Source organism: Nonomuraea sp. NPDC048882 (assembly GCF_040649755.1).
Classification (GTDB): domain Bacteria; phylum Actinomycetota; class Actinomycetes; order Streptosporangiales; family Streptosporangiaceae; genus Nonomuraea; species Nonomuraea maheshkhaliensis.
The window spans coordinates 103279-125453 of record NZ_JBEZGB010000014.1; the positions used below are offsets into that span (position 1 = coordinate 103279).

19 protein-coding genes are annotated in these 22175 nt (G+C 71.7%); 8 read left to right on the top strand and 11 right to left on the bottom strand.

Going from position 1 to position 22175, the window contains the following annotated elements:
* The first annotated feature begins 51 nt into the window (after positions 1-51).
* The 3 genes from AB0C27_RS40140 to AB0C27_RS40150 all read left to right on the top strand — a co-directional run bounded on the left by AB0C27_RS40140 (position 52) and on the right by AB0C27_RS40150 (position 3180).
* Entirely contained in the window at positions 52-963 is a 912-nt protein-coding gene (locus tag AB0C27_RS40140) for an ABC transporter ATP-binding protein (RefSeq protein WP_357855805.1), read from the top strand.
* Positions 941-1732 carry an ABC transporter permease gene (locus AB0C27_RS40145; RefSeq protein WP_357855808.1) on the top strand — a complete coding sequence of 264 codons (792 nt, stop codon included), beginning with the start codon at positions 941-943 and terminating at the stop codon, positions 1730-1732. Before AB0C27_RS40140 ends, AB0C27_RS40145 begins: the two co-directional genes overlap by 23 nt.
* A 401-nt stretch (positions 1733-2133) precedes the next feature.
* On the top strand, positions 2134-3180 hold the full coding sequence (locus AB0C27_RS40150) for a helix-turn-helix domain-containing protein (protein ID WP_357855811.1): 1047 nt from the start codon (positions 2134-2136) through the stop codon (positions 3178-3180).
* Between the two features lie 738 nt (positions 3181-3918).
* On the opposite strand, the gene AB0C27_RS40155 is transcribed toward AB0C27_RS40150, so the two are convergent.
* The 3 genes from AB0C27_RS40155 to AB0C27_RS40165 form a co-directional block, all read right to left on the bottom strand.
* The gene (locus tag AB0C27_RS40155) at positions 3919-4866 is read right to left on the bottom strand and encodes a quinone oxidoreductase (protein WP_357855814.1); all 948 of its coding nucleotides are present in this window, start codon (positions 4864-4866) and stop codon (positions 3919-3921) included.
* Positions 4867-5362: 496 nt separating this feature from the next.
* Complete coding sequence (locus AB0C27_RS40160; RefSeq protein ID WP_357855817.1) at positions 5363-6244, bottom strand: virginiamycin B lyase; 882 nt, start codon at positions 6242-6244, stop codon at positions 5363-5365.
* 110 nt (positions 6245-6354) lie between these two features.
* Complete coding sequence (locus tag AB0C27_RS40165; RefSeq protein WP_357856375.1) at positions 6355-8085, bottom strand: ABC-F family ATP-binding cassette domain-containing protein; 1731 nt, start codon at positions 8083-8085, stop codon at positions 6355-6357.
* A gap of 109 nt (positions 8086-8194) precedes the next feature.
* Here AB0C27_RS40165 and AB0C27_RS40170 point away from each other — a divergent pair, with 109 nt between their 5' ends.
* Positions 8195-8752 carry a TetR/AcrR family transcriptional regulator gene (locus tag AB0C27_RS40170; protein WP_357855820.1) on the top strand — a complete coding sequence of 186 codons (558 nt, stop codon included), beginning with the start codon at positions 8195-8197 and terminating at the stop codon, positions 8750-8752.
* A 22-nt stretch (positions 8753-8774) separates the two neighbouring features.
* Here the strand turns inward: AB0C27_RS40170 and AB0C27_RS40175 are convergent, their stop codons facing one another.
* Positions 8775-9701, bottom strand: coding sequence for an NADP-dependent oxidoreductase (locus AB0C27_RS40175; RefSeq protein ID WP_357855823.1), 927 nt, complete (start codon positions 9699-9701; stop codon positions 8775-8777).
* An 80-nt stretch (positions 9702-9781) separates the two neighbouring features.
* Here AB0C27_RS40175 and AB0C27_RS40180 point away from each other — a divergent pair, with 80 nt between their 5' ends.
* Entirely contained in the window at positions 9782-10162 is a 381-nt protein-coding gene (locus AB0C27_RS40180) for a helix-turn-helix domain-containing protein (protein ID WP_357855826.1), read from the top strand.
* 88 nt (positions 10163-10250) lie between these two features.
* Here the strand turns inward: AB0C27_RS40180 and AB0C27_RS40185 are convergent, their stop codons facing one another.
* The 6 genes from AB0C27_RS40185 to AB0C27_RS40210 are packed head-to-tail and all read right to left on the bottom strand — an operon-like array spanning position 10251 to position 16353.
* Entirely contained in the window at positions 10251-11882 is a 1632-nt protein-coding gene (locus AB0C27_RS40185) for a serine/threonine-protein kinase (protein ID WP_357855829.1), read from the bottom strand.
* A 57-nt stretch (positions 11883-11939) separates the two neighbouring features.
* Positions 11940-12596 (bottom strand): HAD family phosphatase, encoded by a 657-nt coding sequence (locus AB0C27_RS40190; RefSeq protein WP_357855832.1) that lies wholly within the window; start codon positions 12594-12596, stop codon positions 11940-11942.
* Positions 12586-13659: an ABC transporter ATP-binding protein gene (locus tag AB0C27_RS40195; protein ID WP_357855835.1), complete on the bottom strand. Its 1074-nt coding sequence runs from the start codon at positions 13657-13659 to the stop codon at positions 12586-12588. Before AB0C27_RS40195 ends, AB0C27_RS40190 begins: the two co-directional genes overlap by 11 nt.
* Positions 13656-14504, bottom strand: a complete 849-nt coding sequence (locus AB0C27_RS40200; protein WP_357855838.1) for an ABC transporter permease subunit — start codon at positions 14502-14504, stop codon at positions 13656-13658. Before AB0C27_RS40200 ends, AB0C27_RS40195 begins: the two co-directional genes overlap by 4 nt.
* On the bottom strand, positions 14492-15316 hold the full coding sequence (locus AB0C27_RS40205) for an ABC transporter permease subunit (protein WP_357855842.1): 825 nt from the start codon (positions 15314-15316) through the stop codon (positions 14492-14494). The genes AB0C27_RS40200 and AB0C27_RS40205 overlap by 13 nt, the downstream gene beginning before the upstream one ends.
* Positions 15313-16353, bottom strand: coding sequence for an extracellular solute-binding protein (locus AB0C27_RS40210; RefSeq protein ID WP_357855845.1), 1041 nt, complete (start codon positions 16351-16353; stop codon positions 15313-15315). Before AB0C27_RS40210 ends, AB0C27_RS40205 begins: the two co-directional genes overlap by 4 nt.
* Before the next feature lie 223 nt (positions 16354-16576).
* Between AB0C27_RS40210 and AB0C27_RS40215 the strand changes: the two genes are divergently transcribed.
* From AB0C27_RS40215 to dnaE, 3 genes are read left to right on the top strand one after another with little or no spacing between them, the layout of a single operon-like run.
* Positions 16577-17344, top strand: a complete 768-nt coding sequence (locus tag AB0C27_RS40215; RefSeq protein WP_357855848.1) for a GntR family transcriptional regulator — start codon at positions 16577-16579, stop codon at positions 17342-17344.
* A gap of 60 nt (positions 17345-17404) precedes the next feature.
* Positions 17405-17671 (top strand): DUF6504 family protein, encoded by a 267-nt coding sequence (locus AB0C27_RS40220; RefSeq protein ID WP_346105731.1) that lies wholly within the window; start codon positions 17405-17407, stop codon positions 17669-17671.
* Complete coding sequence (gene dnaE, locus AB0C27_RS40225; protein WP_357855852.1) at positions 17671-21327, top strand: DNA polymerase III subunit alpha; 3657 nt, start codon at positions 17671-17673, stop codon at positions 21325-21327. The genes AB0C27_RS40220 and dnaE overlap by 1 nt, the downstream gene beginning before the upstream one ends.
* A gap of 22 nt (positions 21328-21349) precedes the next feature.
* Here dnaE and AB0C27_RS40230 read toward each other — a convergent pair whose 3' ends face one another.
* A complete protein-coding gene (locus AB0C27_RS40230) occupies positions 21350-22147 on the bottom strand; it encodes a DUF4328 domain-containing protein (protein WP_357855855.1) in 798 nt (265 codons plus the stop codon).
* Positions 22148-22175 lie beyond the last annotated feature (28 nt).

Below are 22175 nucleotides of genomic sequence, written 5' to 3' on the forward strand. Positions count from 1 at the left end.
TGCCGGGCCCGCCCCGTGACGTGCCGCCCGGCGAGGCGCGACGATTCGGCCATGACAGCAGTGGTGCAGACCGAAGGGCTGACCAAGTATTACGGCAAACGCCGGGGCCTGGAGGATCTCACGCTCGACATCCAGCCGGGCGAGATCTTCGGCTACCTCGGCCCCAACGGCGCGGGAAAGACGACGACGATCCGGCTGCTGCTGGACGTGATCAGGCCCACCAGGGGCACCGTACGCGTGCTCGGCGCCGATCCGCGCGAGCCCGCGACCCGCGCCAGGATGGGCTACCTGCCCGGAGACCTGGTGCTGGAGGAACGCGACCGGGCCATCGACTACCTGCGCTTCCTCGGCCGCGCCCGAGGCGGCGTGCCGGCCTCCCGCATCGAGGCCCTGGCCGAACGCTTCGACGCCGACCTGTCGGTGCCGATGCGCAGGCTGTCCAAGGGCAACAAGCAGAAGATCGGGCTGATCCAGGCGTTCATGCACGAACCGGAGTTCGTCATCCTCGACGAGCCCACCGCCGGGCTCGACCCGCTGGTGCAGCAGGAGTTCCTGGCGCTGGTGCGCGAGGTGCGCACCTCCGGGCGGACCGTGCTCATGTCCTCCCACGTGCTGGCCGAGGTGGAGAACGTCTCCGACCGGGTCGGCATCGTCCGCGCCGGCCGGCTGGTGGCCGTGGAGAACGTCGCCGTCCTGCGCGAGAAGGCGGTCCGCCGGGTCGAGCTGCACTTCGAGTCGCCCGTGCCGCGCGACGCCTTCGCCGACCTGCCCGGCGTACGGGACCTGCGCGTCGAGGGCGCCGGCCTGAGCTGCACCATCGACGGCCGGCCCGACGCGCTGATCAAGGCGGCGGCCGGATTCACCGTCGTGCACCTGGTCAGCGCGGAGCCGGACCTGGAGGAGATCTTCCTGACCTACTACGGCAACGAGGAGGCACACCATGATCGCCCGCAGCCTGCGTGACTTCCGATGGGCGCTCACCTGGTGGACCGCCGGAGTCAGTGCCTTCATCGTCATGTACCTGTCCGTCTTCGGCAGCATCAAGCAGAGCCCCGACCTGTACGGGCCCGCGATGCTGAGCAAGTTCCCCGGCCCGCTGCGCGACCTCATGGGCGGGCTTGAGGACATGACCTCCGGCGCCGGCTTTCTGCAGACGGTCGTCTACCAGCTGTTCGTTCCCATGCTGTGCATCGCGTGCGCGACTCTGCTGGCCAACCGGGCGCTGGCGACGCCGGAGGAGACGGGGACCCTGGAGCTGATCGTCACCCTGCCGGTGGACCGGCGGCGGCTCGTGCTCGCCAGGTTCGCCGCGCTGGTCCTCGGCCTGCTCCTGCTGGCCGCCGTGACGCTGCTGGTCGCCGCCGGGATGGTTGCGCTCGTCTCCGCCGGGGTCCCGTTCGGCCGAATCCTCGCCGGGCACACCGGCGTCCTGCTGATCGCCCTCTTCTACGGCACCGTCGCCCTGACCGTCGGCGCCGCCACCGGCCGCCGGATCGTCGCCACCTCCGTGGTGGGGGTGTGGGTGGTGGCCGGGTACGCGGTCACCACCATCGGGCGGTCGGTGGAGTCCATCGCCTGGTTGAAGTGGGTTTCACCGTTCTACTACTACTCCGCGGGGCGGCCCCTCTACGAGGGGTTGCCGGTGGGGGACTACCTTGTGCTGGCGGGGGCGACGGTGGTGCTCGCGCTCACCGCGGTACTCGCCTTCGACAGGCGTGACGTAGGAGTCTGATGCCCCGCCCCACCCTCCCCCCAGACCCACCCTCCGACCCGCGGCCGGACGCCGACCCGCCTGCCGGTCCGGGGACGGAGGCTGACTCGCCTGCTGGCCTGCGGTCGCACGCGGGCCCGTCTGCTGGCCAGCCTCCGGATGTCGGCTCGCGCTCCGGTCTTCGGACGGATGTTCCCGCCGACATGCCGGTGAACTCGCGTGAGGGCCTGTCGGCGGACGTGCCTGCGGGTCTTCCTCCCACGGACCCGCACACCGACCTACGGGCAGAGGGACCCGGCGAGCTTCGGGGAGAGAAACATGGCGACCTTCAGTCGGAGAGACTCGGCGACCTTCGGGCGGAGGGGTGTGACGACCTCGGGGCAGACGGATCGGTGAGGGTGGATCTGCCTGAGGAGCCCCATGTGGACAGGACGGTGGGAGGCGGGGCCGCGGAACTGCTCGGCGGGCACCGGCAGCGGCTGGCGGACCATGCGGCCACCGGCCGATTACCCGACAGGCAGGCCATGGACGCCTACCGCGCCGCCGGCACCAGGGCGGCTGAGGAGGGCGTCCCGCTGAGGGCCCTCGTGGACGCCGCCCTCGCCGCCGGCGAAGGTCTGCCCGGCGTACTGCCCGCACTCCGCAAGGCCGTCGCGGCGCTCATGGAGGGGTACGAGCGGGCGCAGCAGATGGCCCTGCGCGCCGAGGAGGACGCGCGCAGGGAGTTCGTGGACGACCTGCTCCAGGGCCGGGCCGAGCGGCTGGCGGAGCGGGCCGAGCACTTCGGGCTGCGGCTGGCCGAGTCGTACGTGGTGGCGGTGGCCCGCGGCATGCGCGACGGCGACCAGGACAGGATCGAACGGGACCTGATCGCCAGGTTCGGCTCCCACAACGTGCTCGTGGCCGTACGCGACGGGCTGCTCGTGTGCGTCGCCCCGGCGATGCTCCCGGCCGCCGTCGGCGAGTTCACCCATCACGTGCGCGCCCGCTTCCCGGCCGGTTGGCGCGTCGGCGTGGGCCGCCCGCACCGGGGCCCCGGGGGCGTGGTGGCCTCCTACCGGGAGGCGGCCCAGGCCCTTGAGCTGGCCGACGGCCTCGGACTCAGACCCGACGTCGTCAAGGCGGCCGACCTCCTGGTCTTCCCCGTACTGCTACGCGACAGAAGCGCCATCGAAGACCTGGTGACCAGCGTGCTCAACCCGCTCCTGGAGGCGCGGGGCGGCCATGAGCCGCTGCTGGAGACGCTGGAGGCGATCTTCGCCTCACAGGGCAACCAGACGGCCGCGGCCAGGCGGCTCCGGGTGAGCCCGCGGGCGATCACGTACCGACTGGAGCGCATCCGCCGCCTGACCGGCTTCTCCCCGGACGAGCCCACACAACGCTTCACCCTGGAAACGGCCGTACTCGGCGCCCGCCTCCTAGGCTGGCCCACCACCTTCCCCCGCCCCACCCCACGCCAGAACCCATGACACCTACTGGCGTCGCGTATCTCCCAGGTGGGCGTGCCGAGCTGTATGACCAACCTGGGGCAGGACGAGGTCAGGTCGCGAGGCTGTCAGTAGCGTTGACGGCCCGACGGCGGCGCATACGCCCCAGATGGGTCTGCCAGGCTGTATCCCACCTGAGGTGAGAGGCGTCCAGCGCCATCAGGAACGTACGCAGGACGAGGGGCCGCGTCGGGGCCGGGCGCCGAGCGGGGAGTCGGCGATGCGGGTTGCGACCACGACGGCGAACAACCCGACCCGGTTCCGGACCTGGGCTCGGTTCCGGACCTGGCTCCTGACCCGGCCTGGACCCGGCTCCCGGCCTGGACCCGAACCCGGTTCCCAACCCGGACTCGGCTGCGGCGTTGGACACGGCTACCGATCGGGACCTGGACCCGGACCCCCGATCCGTGACTCATGGCCTCAGCTCTGTGACGCCTGCTTTGTGGCCTTCGCTTTGCCGCGCCCGGCCGCTGAGAGCAAGCGCGCGGCCCTCCGGATCAAGCACGCCGTCTCACCTCAGCGCGGAACGCCACGGAAGCATGCGCATCCCTGGTCGGCTCAGACCAGGTATGTGGCGCCGGTGGCCAGGCCACCGCGTCAGAGGCGTGCGCAGACCTGGTCGAACCAGGTCATTCATCCCTGCCCGAGCACAAGCACACCGTGGGCCGGCTGCGAGGCCGCCAGCAGTGCTGACTGACAGCCTCGCGGCGCGGGCCGGCGTCAGGGGATGAGCAGCAGCTTTCCGGTGGTGCGGCGAGCGGCGAGGTCCTCGTGAGCCTGCCCCACGTCGGCCAGCGGGTAGCGGCGGGAGATGTTGATCGCCAACTGGCCCGCCGCGATCCAGCCGAACAGGTCGGAGGCGCGCTGGAGCAACTCCTCGCGGTCGGCGATGTAGTGACCGAGCGTGGGCCTGGTCAGGAAGAGCGAGCCCTTCCTCTGGAGCACCTGGGGGTCCATCAGCGGGGCGGGTCCGCTGGCGGCGCCGTACAGGGCCATGAGGCCACGGGGGCGCAGCACCTCCAGCCCGCCCTCGAACGTGGTCTTGCCGACGCCGTCGTACACCACATGCATCTTGCCGCGCAGGGCGTCGGCGAAGTCGTCGTACCCCAGCACCTCGTCAGCCCCGGCCTGCCTGGCGAGCTTCTCCTTCTCGCTGGTGGAGACCGTGCTGTAGACCTTGGCGCCCTTGAGCTTGGCCAACTGGATGAGCAACTGCCCCATGCCGCCCGCGCCCGCGTGGACGAGGACCTGGTCGCCCTCCTTCACCTCGTACGTGGAGTGCGTCAGATAGTGGGCCGTCATGCCCTGCAACACCGTCGCGGCCGCCACCTCGGCCGACACGCCGTCGGGCACCGGCACCGCCCGATCGGCGGGCACCACGACCTTCTCGGCGTAGCTGCCGAGCACGCTCGCCCACGCCACCGTGTCCCCCACGGCGACACCCTGCACGCCTGGCCCCACGGCCGACACCGCTCCCGCGCCCTCGCCGCCGATGACGGTGGGCAGATCGAGCGGGTACGCGCCGGAGCGCTGGTAGATGTCGATGAAGTTGACGCCACTGGCGGCGACGTCGACCACGAGCTCCCCCTCACCGGGTACCGGGTCGGGACGCTCGACGTATTCGAGAACCTCTGGACCGCCCTGGGCGGAGATGACGATGGCATGCATGCCCCTAGTCAACTCCGCCTCCCTCGGGCCATGCCACCCCGGGGCCCGGGTTTCGCACGGTAACGCGGTGACGCATCCGTCCCTCCCACCGGCCGACCCGCCCACATCCCCGGGCCCGGCAGCCACGGCCCAGCGGACGGTGAGCGCATCGCCCGGATCGTCACCACTCGGCGGCGTGTCCGCAACCTTCGAGTACGTCTCAGCGTCCCCAGTCGGTTTCCGTCCGTGCGGATGCAGCTCAGGGGTCCCCGAGGCTTGATCGGGCTGAGGCCAGGGACGCAGACCAGTACTTCCCCTGGCGTTGGTGGGGAGACCGGTCGGGTTGGAGACAGGGACACGATCCAGCGCCCTTTCAGACGCGGGTGGGGGAGCGGCTTGGGCTTGGGGACGGGGACGCGGATCAGCTCCTCCTCAGGAGTGGATGGGGGAACGGTCGGGCTGGGGGCCGGGGACGCAGGCCAGCCGCTCCCTCAGAGGTGGGTGGGGAACGGCCGGACTAGGGGACCTCTACACGGGCCAGGGCTCCTGCTTCCAGGGCTACCCAGATGGCTCCGTCCGGGCCGATCGTCAGCCCATGGGGCTCGGGCTTGGCGGGGTCCGCGTCCTCCTTGGGCGGTGGGACGGGCAGGGGGTGCTCGCCGATGATGCCGTCCGTGGTGATGCGGCCGAGGCGGCCTACCGCCCACTCGGTGAACCACAATGCGCCGTCGGGGCCGGTGATGATCGCGTGGGGGCGGGCGGCTCGGTCTGGTAGGGGGTATTCGGTGATCTGGCCTGAGGTGTCGATGCGGCCGATCTGGCCGGCGCCGATCTCGACGAACCAGAGGGCGTCGTCCGGTCCCAGCGTCATCCCCACCGGGGCGGCGCCCTCCGTGGGGAGCGGGTGAAGGGTGATCTCGCCCGACAGGGAGATGCGTCCGATGGCGTTGCCCTGGTTGAGGGTGAACCAGAGCGCCTCGTCCGGCCCTGCGGTGATGAATGAGGGCATGCCGCCTTCGACCGGCACGTCGAACGTGCTCACGACCCCGTCGGCGCCGATACGCCCGATTCGGCCGGACTCCAGTTCGGTGAACCACAGGGCCCCGTCAGGGCCGGTGGCGAGCCCGTAAGGCGTCTTCGCCTCGTAAGTCGTGAGCTGTCCGTCAGCGGTGATGCGGCTGATCCGGTTGCCCTTGTACTCGGAGAACCACATCTCCCCGTCGGGTCCACGTACGATGAGGGTCGGCTGCCCGTCTGCTGAGTCGAGGTGGTGGAACACGGGCTTCTCGCCCGGCACCAGCCTGCCGACGCAGCCTTGGTGAGCGAGGGTGAACCAGAGGGCTCCGTCGGCTCCCGTGGCGATGCCGTAGGGCGCGCCTGCGTCGATCATGGTCAACATGTGCTTCTCCCCGATGGTGGTAGGTGTGGTCGGGAACGCCCGTCCCCGAACATCCGCTGATGTCTCCGCGTGGCTCCTGAGGGGCGAGGCAGGTGGTGGTGGGGTGTCGGTCATGGGAGGCGTCCTCCTGCCAGCTTGAGCTCTTTGCCGCGGAATCGGCGCAGGAGAGCGCGGTCGTGGGAGACCACGACGAGTGTCCCCGTGTAGGCGTCGAGGGCGCGCTCCAGCTCCTCCGCCAGCACCGGTGACAGATGGTTGGTCGGCTCGTCGAGCAGCAGCAGGTCGTGCTCCCCTGCCAGCAGCTTGGCCAGCGCGAGCCTGCGCTGTTGGCCGACCGACAGCTCGCCCGTCCGCTGGGTGAGGGTGTGGGGCCGGAAGAGGCCGGTGTCGAGCAGCGCCGACCGGCGTTCGTCGGCGTATCCGATGCCGTAGGCCTCCAGCACGCTCTGGTCCGGGTCGAAGGTCACCTCCTGCGGCAGGTAGCCGACGCGGCAGCCGGCCTGCTCGGCGAGTACGCGCATCAGCGTCGACTTGCCCGCGCCGTTGGCGCCCCGGAGCAGCAGCCGGTCGCCGGCCCTGATGGTCAGCGACTCGATCTGGAGCCGGTCGGCCACCCGGACGTCACGCAGCTCCACCAGAGCCGGTGGTGCGGTCGCGGCCCCCTGCGTCGTACTCCATGACGCTGCGACGTCCTGTGGCGCATCGGGTGAGGTTGCGGATGCCCGCGTGGCGCCGGCTGTCCTGCCGCTTCCCGTCGCAGCACCGACTGTCTGGTGGGTGCGCTCGTCGGCCGCGCCGTCGCCCCCGCCAGAGTCGCGTCCGGACGGGTCGCCGGGCTGGTCGGTGGTGGTGAAGGTGGCGTGGAAGTGGAGGGGGTCCGGTGGGCGGGGGACCGGGTCGGCCTCCAGGCGGCGCAGGCGTTCGTGGGCGTTGCGGACGCGGCTGGCGACCGAGCTCTGCACCCGCCCGGCGTTGCGGTCGTAGGCCATCTTGTTGTTGTCGCGCATCATCCGCCCGGCGGCCACGCGGTGGGCGGTGGTGGCGGCGTGTTCGCGCACGTGGCGGATCTCTTCGCACCAGGCCGCGTACGCCTGCTCCCAGCGCGCCCTGGCCGCGGCCTTGGCGGCGAGGAAGCCGGTGTAGCCGCCGCCGAAGCGGGTGACCGTGCCGTGCTCGACCTCCAGGATCACCGTGGCGACGCGGTCGAGGAAGACGCGGTCGTGGGACACCACGGCCACCGTGCCCCGGTGCTCGCGCAGGCGCTCTTCGAGCCAGGTCAGCGCCGACTCGTCGAGGTGGTTGGTCGGCTCGTCGAGCAGCAGCACGCGCGGCGCGGCGGCCAGCACGCAGGCCAGGCCCAGCCGCGCCTGCTCGCCGCCGGACAGGCTCGACAGGCGCCGGTCGCGGCTCACGTGGGCGAGGCCGAGACCGTGGAAGGCCCGCTCGACGCGGGCGTCGGCCTCGTAGCCGCCGCGCAGCTCGTAAGCCGTCATGAGCTCCCCGTATTCGTCCATGACCTCGTCGGTGAGCGCCGACTCCAGCTCGCGCATCCTGCGCTCCATCGCGCGCAGGTCGGCGAGCGCGGCGTCGACGGCCTGCTGGACCGTGTGATCCGGCGGCAGGCCGAGGGTCTGCCCGAGGTGGCCGAAGTCGCCCTCGATGCGCACCTCGCCGTCGTCGGGCCGCTCGACCCCCGCGATGAGGCGCAGCAGCGTGGACTTGCCGGAGCCGTTCTCCCCGACGATGCCGGCGCGCTCGCCGGGTCTCACGGAGAGGGAGACGTCGGTGAGGACGGCCCGCTCGCCGTAGGACTTGGTGATCTGGTGAACGTGGATCAGGATGGAACTCCAATCGCTACTGTTGTAGCGTTAGTGTGGCATGGCTTGAGGCTTAATGCAACTGGAGTAGTCTTTGGAATCTAACAAACGCCCCGGAGGGCGGAGCGCCCGCGTGCGTGACGCCGTGCGGCGGGCCACGCTCGCGGAGCTGCTCGAACGGGGCTACACGGGCTTGACGGTGGAAAACGTCGCCGAGCGGTCAGGCGTGCACAAGACGACCGTCTACCGGCGCTGGGGCGGCGTCGAAGGACTGATCGCCGATGCCCTTGAGCTGGCCAGTGACGAGCCGTGGCCCATTCCCGACACCGGCTCGGTCGAGGGTGATCTGCGGGGCATCGTCCAGCTCGTCCGCACCGGGTTCGACGATCCGGAGCTGGGGCCTGTGTCGTCGGCGTTCGTGGCGGCGGCCATGCAGAATCCCTCGGCCGCGCGGGCGCTGCACGAGTTCTTCGTGGCCAGGCACGAGCAGTCGGCCGAGGTGGTGCGGCGGGCCGTCGCGCGGGGTGAGCTGCCCGACGTCGTGGACGTCAGGGAGGTGATCAGGGTGGCGGTCGCGCCCGTCTACTACCGGCTGTTCGTCGCCCACGAGCCGGTGACCGAGCGCGACGCCGACCGGGCCGCGGACGCCGCACTGGCCGCCGCCCGCGCGGGAGTCCTCGACGGCGTCTGACCAGGCGGGCCGTGGTGGGGGATCAGAGGGTGAGGACGAGCTTTCCGCGCAGGTGGCCCGCGTCCAGCAGGCGGTGGGCGTCGGCGACGCGCTCGAACGGGAACGTCTCCTGCACGTGCACCCGGAGCCGTCCCTGCTCGACGAGCTCGACGAGCCTCCGCAGGCCGACCGGATCGGGGCCGACGGCGATGCCGCTGAAGCGCAGGCCGGCCGCCTCGTACCTGGCGATGAGCCGCGTGTCCTCGTCGGCGACCGCTGTCACGAGGTGGCCTCCTGGGCGCAGCACGCCGAGCGACCGCTCGACGGAGTCGCCGCCGATCGTGTCGAGCACGACGTCGATGTCGCGGACCGTCTCGGCGAAGTCGGCCGTCGTGTAGTCGATCACCTCGTCGGCGCCGAGCTCCTCCACGAACTGCCGCTTGCCCACGCCGGCGGTCGTGATCACGTACGCGCCGAGTGCTTTCGCGATCTGGATCGCCACGTGGCCGACCCCGCCGCCACCGCCGTGGACCAGGACGCGGTCACCCTCGGTCACATCGGCGAGGTCGACCAGGCCCTGCCACGCCGTCAGCCCGACGACCGGCAGCGCCGCCGCCTCGACGTGCGAGAGCGCCGCCGGCTTGCGCGCCAGGTGCAGCGCAGGAGCGGCCACGGCTTCGGCGTACGCGTTCGCCGCCCGGGGGAAGAGCGGCATGCCGAACACCTCGTCGCCGGGCCGCAACCGCCCGGTGTTCGCCTCCTCGACGACGCCGCTGACGTCCCAGCCGAGGATGAACGGCGGCTCGCCGATCAGCGGGAACTCACCGGCGCGCAGCCGCGCCTCCAGCGGGTTCAGCCCGATCGCCTCGACCCGGACGAGGACCTCGGTCGGCAGGGGCCGGGGTGTGGGCGCGTCCACGATGGTGAGCACCTCCGGGCCGCCGAACTCCTGCTGGGTGATGACGCGCATGATGACTCTCCTGCTCTTCAGGTAAGGGGGAGAGTTCAACCCTAGGTATGCGATAGGAACCACCAGGTACCTTGGGCTCCATGAGTGGCTGCGGTCCCAGCGGGTTCTTTCTCGCCGACTGTCCGGGGCGGCTGGCGGTCGAGCTGCTCGCCGACAAGTGGACGGTGGTCGTGCTCGCCGGCCTCAGCGAGGGCCCGGTGCGTCATGGCGAGCTGGTCGAGCTGATCGGCGGGATCTCCCGCAAGGTGCTCACCCAGACGCTGCGGCGGCTGGAGGCGCACGGACTCGTCCGCCGCCACGCGTACGCGGAGGTGCCGCCCCGGGTCGAGTACGAGCTGACGCCGCTCGGGGCGACACTGATCGAGCCGATCCACGTACTGACCGAGTGGGCGAAGGAGCACGGCGAGGCGGTCCTCGACGCGCTCGACGCCGGCTCTGAGCCGATCGCCCAGCCCAGCTGAACGGCTGACTTCCCGCGCCGATCGCCCAGCTCGGCTGACGGCCCGCAAAATCGGCCGCAAAATCGGCCACCAAAAATCGGGCCGGGGTTCAGGACTCCGGGCGGCCGCGCAGTTCGAAGTCGTCCCACGTCGTCTGCAGCTGCGACCTGCCGTCCTTGACCGTGCGCGCGAACACCCCCAGCGACCCGCTGCCGATCCCGTTCGGGTCCTCCACGTCGTGCACCTGCTTGCCGTTCACCCACATCGTCAGCCGCACCGTCTTCCCCGACTGCTCGCACGACACCGCGATCCGTGCCTTGTCCCCGTGCTTCACCTCCGCGTCCACAGGCTGCGCCACCGTGCCGCCCGCGCCGTTCGAGATGCGCCGGATCTTGGCCTTGCCCGTCGTGTCCAGCGCGAACTCGTAGTACGACTTGTCGTCCTCCGAGTTGTGGCAGTAGATGCCGTAGTCGCCGCTGCCCGAGGACTTCTTGACGTCGGTGGTGACGGAGATGAGCACGGTCGCGGGCAGCATCGGGGTGGGCGTGGCGGAGGGCTCGGGTGTGGCGGTCGGCTTGTGGAAGGTGAAGGGGACGGGCGCCCTGGCCCACTTCTCCTCGTGCCCGGAGCCGACGTCGATCCCGTACGTCCCGTCCGTACGGTATCCGTAGTAGCTCGCGCTCATGGACGGGTCGTACGTGCCGCTCCAGTCGCCCGAGGTGGTGAAGTCCTCCTGGTACAGCACGGGGAGGTCGTCGGGCGGCCCGCCGGGGACGAAGATCATCCAAACACCCACGCCCGCCGCGAGCACGACCGCGCCGGCCGCCGCGAGCGCCGTGTAGAGCCGCCCCCTGCGCGGCGGCCGGGAGCCCGTCGGGACGATCGTGTACGGCGACGTGGCCCGCTGCCAGGCCACCTGTACGGTCTGCGCCGCGTGCTCAGGCCCGGCCGAGCGCCCGATGAGATGGTCGAGCAGCTGCTGGGAGGTGGGCCGCGCGGCCGGGTCCTTGCGCAGGGCGGCGGCGACCAGCTCACGCAGGCCGGGGTCGACGGCCTGGAGGTCGGGCTCGGTGTTGAGCACCTGGTAGACGATCGCCGGCAGCGTCTCCCCGCCGAACGGCGCCCGCCCGCTGGCCGCGTACGCCACCAGGCAGCCCCACGAGAACACGTCGCAGGCCGGTGAGACGGGGTCGCCGCGCAGCACCTCGGGCGACATGTAGCGGGGAGTGCCGACGATCTCGCCGGTGCTCGTGACGCCGCCGAGCGTGTCGAGCGCCCGCGCGATGCCGAAGTCGATCACCCGCGGGCCGACGGGGGAGAGCAGCACGTTGGACGGCTTGAGGTCGCGGTGCACCACCCCGGCCCCGTGGATGGCGGTGAGCGCGGTGGCCACGCTCACGGCCAGCGCCTCCAGGCTGGAGCCGCGCAGGGGACCCGACTGCTGCACGGCCTCTTCGAGGTTGGGCCCCGGCACGTATTCGGTGACCACGTAGAGCTGGTCGCCGTCGAGCGCGGCCTCGATCACGGCGGCGGTGCAGAACCGGCGCACCCGCTGCGCCGCGTCGGCCTCCCTGCGAAAGCGCATGCGGAACTGCTCGTGCTGGCTGAGCTCCGGGTTGATCACCTTGACCGCGACCCGTTGCCCAGCGGCGTCCTCGGCGAGATGGACCGTGCCCATCCCGCCTCGCCCCAGCACGCTAAGTAGCCTGTAGCGCCCGATGTGGGAGGTTTCACCGCTCACGCCGCGCAAGCTTACCGATACAAGGCCTACCGCCGCAGTCGCGCCACACGCGCACCCTCAGCGCTCGTCGCAGGCCCCCTCGGCGTTCCCTTCAGGACGGTCCCCGGGAAAGCAGGTGAACGACTCGCGCAGGCGGTCGAGCGAGGGCAGCCCGTTCTCGGGCCCCGCGACCAGCACCAGGCACCCCGCCGCGCTCGCCGCCGCGATCCCGGCCGGGCTGTCCTCGACGGCCACGCACCGTGACGGCACGGTGCCGAGCCGCCGGGCCGCCTCCAGGTACGGGTCGGGCCACGGCTTGCCCCGCGGCGTGTCCTCGTCCGCGATGACCAGGTCGAACGCGTGCCCCAGCCGCGGCAGCACCAGCTCCACGATGCTCCGGGGCGACGCGCTGACCAGGGCCGTCGGGATGGCGGCCGCGGCCAGCCCGGACAGGAGCTCCGCCGCCCCGGCCACGACCGTCAGGTCACGGGAGACGCGTTCGCCGAACGCCTCGGTGAGCCGGCCGGTGAGCGCCGGCTCACCGAGGTGGCGGGCGACGTCCTCGATCGTGCGCCCGTGCACGTACGGCGTGTCGGCCTCGGTCAGCGGACGGCCCGCGACGGCGGCGACGGCCTGCCACCACAGGCCCTCGGTGTCCACCAGCGTGCCGTCCATGTCCAGCAGGACCGCGTCGGGGCCGCCTCGGCGGGACGGCACGGCGAGCTCAGACCGCATCGGCCGCCACGACGGGCGCGGGAACGGTGACCGTGCGCTCGGCCACCAGCACCGGCCGCTCCACCAGCCGCACCGTGACCCGCGTCCCGGGGCCGAGCTGGGCCGCCTCGTGGCCGGGGACGTCCGCGAGCACCTCCCCGCCCTCCACCGCGAGCCTGAGCCGCACGGAGGCGCCTCTGAACGACGCGGCCACCACCTCGGCCGGCCCGTCGGGGGAGAGGACGACCGTGACCGCCTCAGGACGTACCAGGACGTCCACGGACGGATCCTCAGGTACGGGACCGTCCACGGGCAGGATCTGGCCCAGCACCGTCACCTGGTCCCCGGACACGCGCCCGGCCAGGTGGTTCATGGTGCCGACGAACTCGGCCACGAAGGGCGTGGCGGGCCGGTCGTACACCTCGGCGGGGGCGCCGACCTGTTCCAGCCGCCCGTCGCGCAGCACCGCCACGCGATCGGCGATCGACAGGGCCTCTTCCTGGTCGTGGGTCACGAAGATGGTGGTGATGCCCAGGTCGAGCTGCAGGCGGCGGATCTCCTCGCGCAGGCTCACGCGTACCTTGGCGTCCAGTGCCGACAGCGGCTCGTCCAGCAGCAGGACGCGTGGCTCCAGGGCGAGCGCGCGGGCCAGCGCGACGCGCTGCTGCTGGCCGCCGGACAACTGGTGCGGGTAGCGGTCGGCGTGCGCGGGCAGGCCGACGAGTTCGAGCAGTTCGTCGGCTCTGGAGTGCCTGGTGGCCACCGGGATCTTGCGCACGCGCAGGCCGAAGGCGACGTTGTCGCGGGCGTTCAGGTTGGGGAAGAGGGAGTAGGACTGGAAGACCATGCCCGCGTCCCGCTTGTTGGCCGGGACGTCGGTGACGTCCTTGCCGTCCACGAGCACGGCGCCGGAGTCGGGCCGCTCGAAGCCGGCCACGCAGCGCAGCGCCGTCGTCTTGCCGCAGCCGGAAGGGCCCAGCAGGGCGACGAACTCGCCGGGCGCCACGATCAGGTCCAGCCCGTCGAGCGCGACCGTTCTGCCGTACGCGCGCCGCAGCCCGCGGAACTCCACCGATGCCGTCATTTCTCCCTCTTCCTGCCGAACACCGTGGACACGGCGAGCAGCAACAACCAGATGAGCAGCAGGCTGAGGATCGACACCGCGACGGAGAGCTGCCCCTTGGAGCCCGAGACGGTCACGATCCACACGGCGAACGGCTCGTACCCGAGCAGGCTGGCCACGGTGTACTCGCCCAGCACCAGTGCCAGCGTCAGGAACGACGCGCTGGCCAGGGCCGAGCGCAGGTTGGGCACGATCACCCGCACCAGCACGTACGGCCACGACGCCCCCAGGTTGCGGGCCGCCTCCACCAGCGTGCGCACGTCCATCGTGCGCAGCCCGGCGTCCAGCGACCGGTACACGAACGGCAGCACCAGCACCACGTACGCCAGCACGAGCACGACGGGGAAGGCCGGGTCCTGCACCGCGATGAGCGTGGCCCAGAACGGCGTCGGCGCCAGCACCTCCGTCCCATTGCGCAGCGACGTGCCGATCCCCGCCACGAACGTGATCGGCGGCACCACCAGCGGCAGCGTGCACAGCACCTCCATCACCACCCGCAGCCCCGGCGCGAAGAGCCGTACGGCCAGCATCGCGGGCAGCGCGAGCAGCAGCACCACCGCGATCGTGGCCACGGCCAGCCCGAGCGAGAGCGACAGCGAGCGCGCGAAGCCGTCGGCGGTGAGCAGTTCCCCGTACGCGGAGAACGACACTCCGGTGGTGGGCGTGTAGATCGTGTACCAGACGGAGGTGCCCAGCGGGACCAGGAAGTAGGCCGCGGCCAGCGCGAACACCACGCCGCGCCAGGCCGCCCTCGGTCGCCGCGTGACGGTGCCGGAGACCCGTTCCAGGCCGGTCAGTGCAGCCATCGGGAGGTCCTCCTCTGCAGCGGCAGGTAGATCGCCATCACCAGCCCGGCCACCACGACCATGTCGAGGCTGAGCGCCAGCGCGATGTTCTCGTAGCCGATCAGCACGTCGCCGGTCAGCGCGCTGGCGATCTTCAGCGTGACGAGCGGGACGACGGTGCCGACCATGGCGTTGGCGGTCGCGTACGCGGAGAAGGAGGAGCCGAACAGCAGCACCACGCCGCCCAGCATGGCCGGGGCCAGCACCGGCAGCGCGACGAAGCGCCAGTAGTGCCACGAGGTGGCCCCGCTGCTCGCCGCCGCCTCGCGCCACTGCGGCCGCAGCCCGTCCAGCGCCGGGGCCATGACGAGCACCATGAGCGGGACGGAGAAGTACAGGTAGACCACGACCAGCCCCCAGAACGTGTAGAGGGAGCCCGAGGGCAGCCCGACCAGGCCGCTGATCACGCCGGAGTTGCCGAGCGTGGCGATCCAGAAGAAGGCCAGCGGCACCCCGCCGAAGTTGGCCAGCACGCCGGAGGCGGTCAGCACGGCCTCACGCAGCAGCGTGCCGCGCGAGGCCACGACCGCCTGGGCCAGGAACGTGCCCAGGACCGCGCCGAGCAGCGCGACCACGGCCGACAGCTTGACGCTGCCGATCATGGCGGTGAGGTAGCCGCCCTGCAGGCTCTGTGTCAGGTTGGCCAGGCTCGGCCGCCCCTGCGCCGTGAACGCGCCCACCACCAGCGCGACGGCGGGGACGCCGAACACGAAGGCGAAGAACGCCAGCAGCGGGAGCGCGCCGAGCCAGCCCCTCGAACGGGTGCGGGTCATCCGGAGATCGCGGCGTCCCAGCCGGAGGCCAGCTTGGCCTTGGCCGCGTCCACCTGCTCGGTCGTCGGGAACGTGGGCGTGCCCTCGACCGCGGGCAGCTTGTCCGCCAGCGCCTTGTCCACGGTGCCGTCGGCGGTCATCGCGGGCAGCAGGACGGGGCGGGCGAAGCCCTTGAGGTAGAGGTTCTGGCCCTCGGCGCTGTAGAGGTACTCCTGCCACAGGCGGGCGGCGGCCGGGTGGGGGGCGTCCTTGTTGACGGCCTGGGCGTACATCTGGAAGTACTGGCCGTCGGTGGGGATGTTCACCTTCCAGTCGATGCCGTTGGCCGTCATCTGGGGCGCGTAGGCGGCGTTGTTGTAGTCCCAGTCGATGCTGATCTTGGTCTCGCCCTTCTCGATGGTCGCGGGCGTGGTCTCGACCGGGTTGTAGTTGCCGGCGTCCTTGAGCTTCTTGAAGAACTCGATGCCGGGCTGGATGTCGGCGAAGGAGCCGCCGTTCGCGATGGCGGCCGCGTACACGCCGGCGAAGGCGGAGCCGGCCTCGGTCGGGTTGCCGTTCATCGCGACCTGGCCCTTGTACTCGGGCTTGAGCAGGTCGGCGAAGCTCGTCGGGCAGGTCTTGATCTGCTTGGCGTCGCAGCCGATGGAGACGTAGCCGCCGTAGTCGTTGACCCAGAGCCCGGTGGGCTCCTTCTGGCCCTCGGGGATCTTGTCGAACGTCTGCACCTTGTACGGGGCGAACAGCCCCTCCTTGGCGCCGCTGATCGCGAACGCCTGGCCGAGGTCGAGCACGTCGGGGGCGCGGTCCTGGCCCTTGCGCGTCTTGACCGCGTTGATCTCGTCGGCGCTGGCCGCGTCGGGGGTCTCGCTCTCGATCTTGATGCCGTACTTGGCCTGGAACTTCTCGATGATCTCGCCGTAGTTCGCCCAGTTGGGCGGCAGGGCGATGACGTGCAGGGCGCCTTCCTTCTTGGCCGCGGCGACCAGCTGGTCGAATCCGCCGAAGTCGGCGGCGGACGTGGCCGTGGCCGCGTTCACTCCGCCTTGGGATGCTTGGGTGGTCTGGGAACTCGGGGCGGCGCCGCACGCCGCGGTGACTACGGTCAGGACTGCGACAACGCCGGCCGCGCGGGCGCGAGGTGTGAACACGACGCCTCCACTTTCCAGGGGGTGTGGCAAGAACGTAGGGGAACTTGTACAAACAAGCGAGCACCAGTAAGTCGCATAAGTGTTGCTCTTTCATGAATAGGAAGGGTCGGGGATGGTTGCCCGCTATGAACGGATCGCTGATGAGCTGCGGGACGACATCCTGTCCGGCGCCCATCCGGTCGGTTCGCAGCTTCCGAGCGAGGCGGAGCTGGCCGGGCGTTTCGCCGCGGCCCGCGGCACCGTACGGCAGGCGGTCGCGGTGCTGGCCGCCGAGGGCCTGGTCGGCTCCCGGCAGGGCGCCAGGCGCATCGTGCTCGGCAGGACGCGCAGCCAGAGCTTCGCCGAGCTGCACAGCTTCGCCCAGTGGGCGCGCGCGAACGGCTACCGTTACGGCGGCCGGGTGATCGCCCAGCGCCGCCGGCCCGCGAGCGGCTCGGAGCCCGCGCGGCTCGGCTCCGGCGAGGTGCTGGAGGTGCTCCGGCTGCGCTCGCTGGAGGACGAGCCCGTGCTGCTGGAGCGCACGGTCTACGCCGGATGGGTGGCCGCCGCCGTGGAGAGCCTGCCCGCCGACTGCGGATCGGTCACCGAGGCGCTGTACGAGTCCGTCGGCCTGGTGTTCGCCTACGGCGAGCATCTCATCGACGCGGTCCCCGCAGGCGCCGAGGACGCCCGGCTGCTGGGCGTGCGCAGGGGCAGCCCGCTGCTGCGCCAGCGACGGGTGACGACCACGCACGAGGGCCGGCCGGTGGAGTCGTCGGACGACCGTTACCGGGCGGGCAGCGTGGCCTTCAGCATCCGCAACTCGATCGGGGCCAACCCGCTCGTACGGGAGCCCGGCGACTTGCGTTTCGAGCGCAGAGAACATATGTTCGAGTCGTAAGCGCCCGTCTTCCCCCGGGTGGCTCAGCATAAGGACCAGAGCCTGGCGGGGAGAAGCGTCTTGAGCAGACTCTATGGCGATCCGATAGAGGTGTGGACCCGAGACGGGGAGCCGACCCAGTTCGTCTGGCGTGACCGGCTCTACCTCGTCCGGAGCGTCCTCGACCACTGGGTGGTCGCGCGCGAGTGGTGGAAGACCGGCGAGGGCGATCCGGGCGAACGCCGCTTCTGGCGGGTCGAGGCCAGCCCGGGCCGCGAGTCGGGCTCCTACGAGCTGCGTTACGACACCGCGGGCAACGGCTGGCTGCTGCTGAGGGCGTGGGACTGATGGCGCCCCCGTTTCCGCACCTGCACGTGTCCTCCGCCTACTCCATGCGCTACGGCACCGCCTTCCCGCGCGCCCTGGTGAACCGGGCGGTGGAGCACGGGATGGACATCCTCGCGCTGACCGACCGCGACGGGCTCTACGGCGCGATCAAGCACGTCCAGGCGTGCGCGGAGGCCGGCATCGCGCCGGTGCTCGGCGTGGACCTCGCCCTCGACGTCCCCGCCTCGCCCTTCGCCCCGGTGCCCGGGGCGGCTGCGCGGCGCCCTAAGACCGGCCCGGGAGCCGAGGACCGCGTCACCGTGCTGTCCAGGGGCAAGGGCTGGTCGCGCCTGTGCCGCCTGGTCACGGCCGCCCACCACGCGGGCGAGCGCGGCGCGCCCAAGGTGGCCAGGGAGCTGATCGGCGAATGGGCCGGCGGTCCCGGCGGAGACCACGGGTTCGGCGCTGACGACGGGCTCGTGGTGCTGCTCGGCCCCCGATCCGACGTGGGCCGCGCGGTCGCCGACCGGCGCGATGAGCACGCGAGGACGCTGCTCGGCCTGTGGCGCGCCGCCGTGCCCGGCGTGGTCGTCGAACTGGTCGACCAGTACGGCTTCCGCGACGCCATCACGGCCGTCCGCATGCTCGGCCTGGCCGAGTCCATGGGCGTGCCCGCCGTGCTGACCAACGCGGCGCGCTACCTCGACCCGGCCGACCACCAGGTGGGCGACGTGCTCGACGCGGCCCGCCAGCTCGTCCCGCTGCACCCGCGCCACCTGGAACGCACCACCTCCCACGCCTACCTCAAGAGCACCAAGGAGATGTGGCAGGTGGCGGCCAAGGTGTGCGGCGCCGACCAGCAACGGGTGGCCCGGCTGCTGCACACCACCAGGCGGCTGGCCGAGGCGTGCGCGATGGAACCGCTCGACCTGCTCGCGCTCCGCAACGACCCGCCCGCCCTGCACCTGCCCGAGGTCGGCCGCGACCCGGTGCCGCTGCTGCGCCACCGCGTCGAGGACGGGCTGATCAGGCGCGGCCTCGACCGCTCCGGCGAGGCCAGGGAGCGCCTGCGGGCCGAACTGGCCGTCATCGAGCGCAAGCGCCTGTCCGGATACTTCATCGCCGTGGCCGGCATCACCGACATGATCCGCGGCATGGGCGTCCGCTGCGCCATCCGCGGCTCGGGCGCGGGCAGCCTGGTCAACTACCTCATCGGCATCGGCGAGGTCGATCCGCTCGAACACGGCCTGCTCATGGAGCGCTTCCTGTCCGAGGGCCGCATCGGGCTGCCCGACATCGACGTGGACGTGGAGTCGGCCCGCCGGCTCGACTGCTACCAGGCCATCTTCGAACGCTACGGCGAGGCCCGCGTGGCCTGCGTGTCCATGATGGAGACCTACCGGGCACGCAGCGCCATCCGCGACGTCGCCGGGGCGATGGGCCTGCCGCCGCACGAGATCGACGCCATCGCCAAGGCGTTCCCGCACATCAGGGCCAGGCAGATCACCGCGTCCCTGAGCGACCTGCCCGAGCTGCGCGAGAGCCGGCTCGGAGAGGCGGGCCTGGACCGGGTGTTCCGGCTGGCGGAGAAGCTCGACGGGCTGCCCAGGCACATCGCGCTGCACCCGTGCGGCGTGCTGATCGGCAACAGCGGCCTGCGCGACCGGACGCCGGTCGAGCGCAGCCTGCTGGAGTTCCCCATGTCGCAGTTCGACAAGGACGACGTGGAGGAGGCAGGGCTGCTCAAGCTCGACGTGCTGGGCGTGCGGATGCAGTCCGCGCTGGCGTACGCGCTGAGCGAGGTCAAGCGGGTCGACGACGTCGTGGTCGAGCTGGACACCCAGCGCGGCGACGACCCGGAGGTCCAGTACGTCCCCCACGACGACCAGGACACCTACGACATGATCTGCGCGTCCAGGACCCTCGGCTGCTTCCAGATCGAGTCGCCCGGCCAGCGCGAGCTGGTGGCCAAGCTGGAGCCGCGCAGGATGCACGACCTGATCGTGGACATCTCGCTGTTCCGTCCTGGACCGGTCAACTCCGACATGGTCACGCCCTACCTGGAGGCCAGGCACGGGTGGCGGCAGCCGTACTATCCGCACGAGAGGCTGCGCGAGGCGCTGAAGGAGACGCACGGCGTTGTGGTGTTCCACGAGCAGGTGCTGAAGATCATCTCGGTGATGACCGGGCGCGACCTGTCGTTCGCCGAGAAGCTGCGGCGCACGCTCGACACGCCCGAGGGGCGCGAGCGGGTGCGCAGGACGTTCACGCCCATGGCCAGGGCCAACGGGTTCGGTGACGCGGAGGTGGAGCGGGCCTGGCAGGTGCTGGACGCGTTCGGGGCATTCGGGTTCTGCAAGGCGCACGCGGCCGCGTTCGCGCTGCCCACCTACCAGTCGGCCTGGCTCAAGCGGCACCACGCGGCGGCGTTCTTCGCCGGGGTGCTCACGCACGAGCCCGGCATGTACCCGCCGCGGGTCATCATCGACGAGGCCAGGCAGTGCGGGGTGAAGATCCTGCCGCTGGACATCAACAAGTCGGGCAAGGACTGGCGGGTGGAGCGGCTCGGGCCGCGCGTCCAGGTGCGGGTGCGCCCGGCCGCGCTGGAAGGACCGGCCGCGCCGCGCAGGGAGTTCAGGGCCGGCGACATCGGCAAGGGGTACGCGCTGCGCGTGCCGTTCTCGGCGGTCAAGGGGGTGAGCGAGGCGGAGGTCGAACGCATGGTGGCCGGGCAGCCGTACACGTCGCTGGCCGACTTCTGGGACCGTGCCAGGCCCTCGCGGCCCACGATCGAGCGGATCGTCCAGGTCGGCGGGCTCGACGCGCTGCACGACCTCCACCCGGGCGGGCCCCGCTGGCGGCCGGGCGAGCTGACCAGGCGCGACCTGATCGCCCAGGTCGGAGCGCTCGACCGGACCTCGGCAATCGGCGTGCGGGCCGGGCCGCGCAAGTCGAAGCGCTACAGCTCGCACCTGTCGCACATGGACCTGTCGTCTGCCAGGAACGCGGCTCCTCCGGCGGTCCAGTTGCCGCTGGGGTTCGGCGAGCACCTGCCGCCGGGGGAGCTGCCCGAGATGACCGAGACGGAGATGGTCGAGGCCGAGCTGGAGATCCTCGGCATCGACGTCAGCCGGCACGTCATCAGCTTCCACGACGAGCTGCTCGACGCGCTCGGCGTGGTACGTTCCCGCGACCTGCTCGCCCAGCGCAACGGGGCGGAGATCCTGGTGGCGGGGGTCAAGGTGGCGACCCAGACGCCGGCCGTGCGCTCGGGGCAGCGGGTCATCTTCACCACCCTCGACGACTCGACGGGGCCGATCGACCTGACCTTCTTCGAGTCGGTGCAGGGCCACTGCGCCTCGACCGTGTTCGGCTCGTGGCTCATGCTGGCCAAGGGCGTGGTCAGGCGCACGGGGACGCGGGCGGTGACCATGCGGGCGGTCGACTGCTGGAACCTGGCCGACCTCGACGCGCTCTGGCGCTCCCAGGGCGTCGAGGCGGTGCGCGCCGTCCTCGACCGGACGCCCGAGGACGCGGCGGGCGTCGGAGGACGCGCGATCGAGTACGCCAACGGCTTCCGGCTCTCGCCCTACGCCGACCTCGCCCCCGCTCTCGCGGGCCCGCCCAGGAAGCTCTGGCACGCCAGCCCGGGCAGCTCGGGCCCGACCGCGGCCTGAGCGCGCGTTCTTTCGGGGCCTGTCAGTGGGAGTCGGTCGCCAGCGGCCCCTCGATCACGGCGCTCGGCGAGAACGTGGGAGGCGGTGAGATCACGGACGGCGCCGCAGAGGCCGAGATTGGGGCCGAGATTGGGGCCGAGACTGGGGCCGGGGCCGCGGCGAAGGCGGGCGCCGCGCCCGGCCTGGCGTCGCGGGCCGCGTGCTGCAGCCGGGTCAGCTCACGCACCGTCCCCGCGCACAGCAGGGCCGCCACCAGCGCGCACACCAGCTCAGGCGCCCCCACCCCGGTCAGGCCACCGGCCGAGCTGTCGAGCGGCAGCCGGATCGTCACCAGCGCGAGCGTGGCCAGCCAGCTCAGCCACCATCCGGTCAGCAGCGCCAGCCACCGGCCCCGGCGGCCGGCCGGCGGGCGGGTGCCGCGCCAGACCTCGTCGACCAGCACCGCCGGAGCGAACAGGTTGACGCCGGGCACCAGCCAGGCCGCCGCCACCGGGCCGGTCGCGGCCGAGCGGTCGTTGGCCTGCCTGGCTCGCACGAGCCAGGTCACGTAGGCGGCCGCGGCCGCGATCGAGGTGCCGGCCACGGTCATCATCAGCACCGCGAACGTGGTCACCGCACCCACCACCGCCTCCGCGTCGGCCCCCACGGGACGACCGCCGAAGGCGGCGAGGCGGGCGGCGAGTTCGCGGCCCATGGACTGCTCGAAGATCACGAGGGCGCCGAGGGAGAGGACCTGGGCGGTGAGGGTGACGTAGACGGCGGTGGCGGCTCTGGCGGGCGATGCCTGGGTGTAGCGCACGTTGTTCTCCCCCCGGGCCATGCGCTGAGGTTCTGATTCACTTGTATCC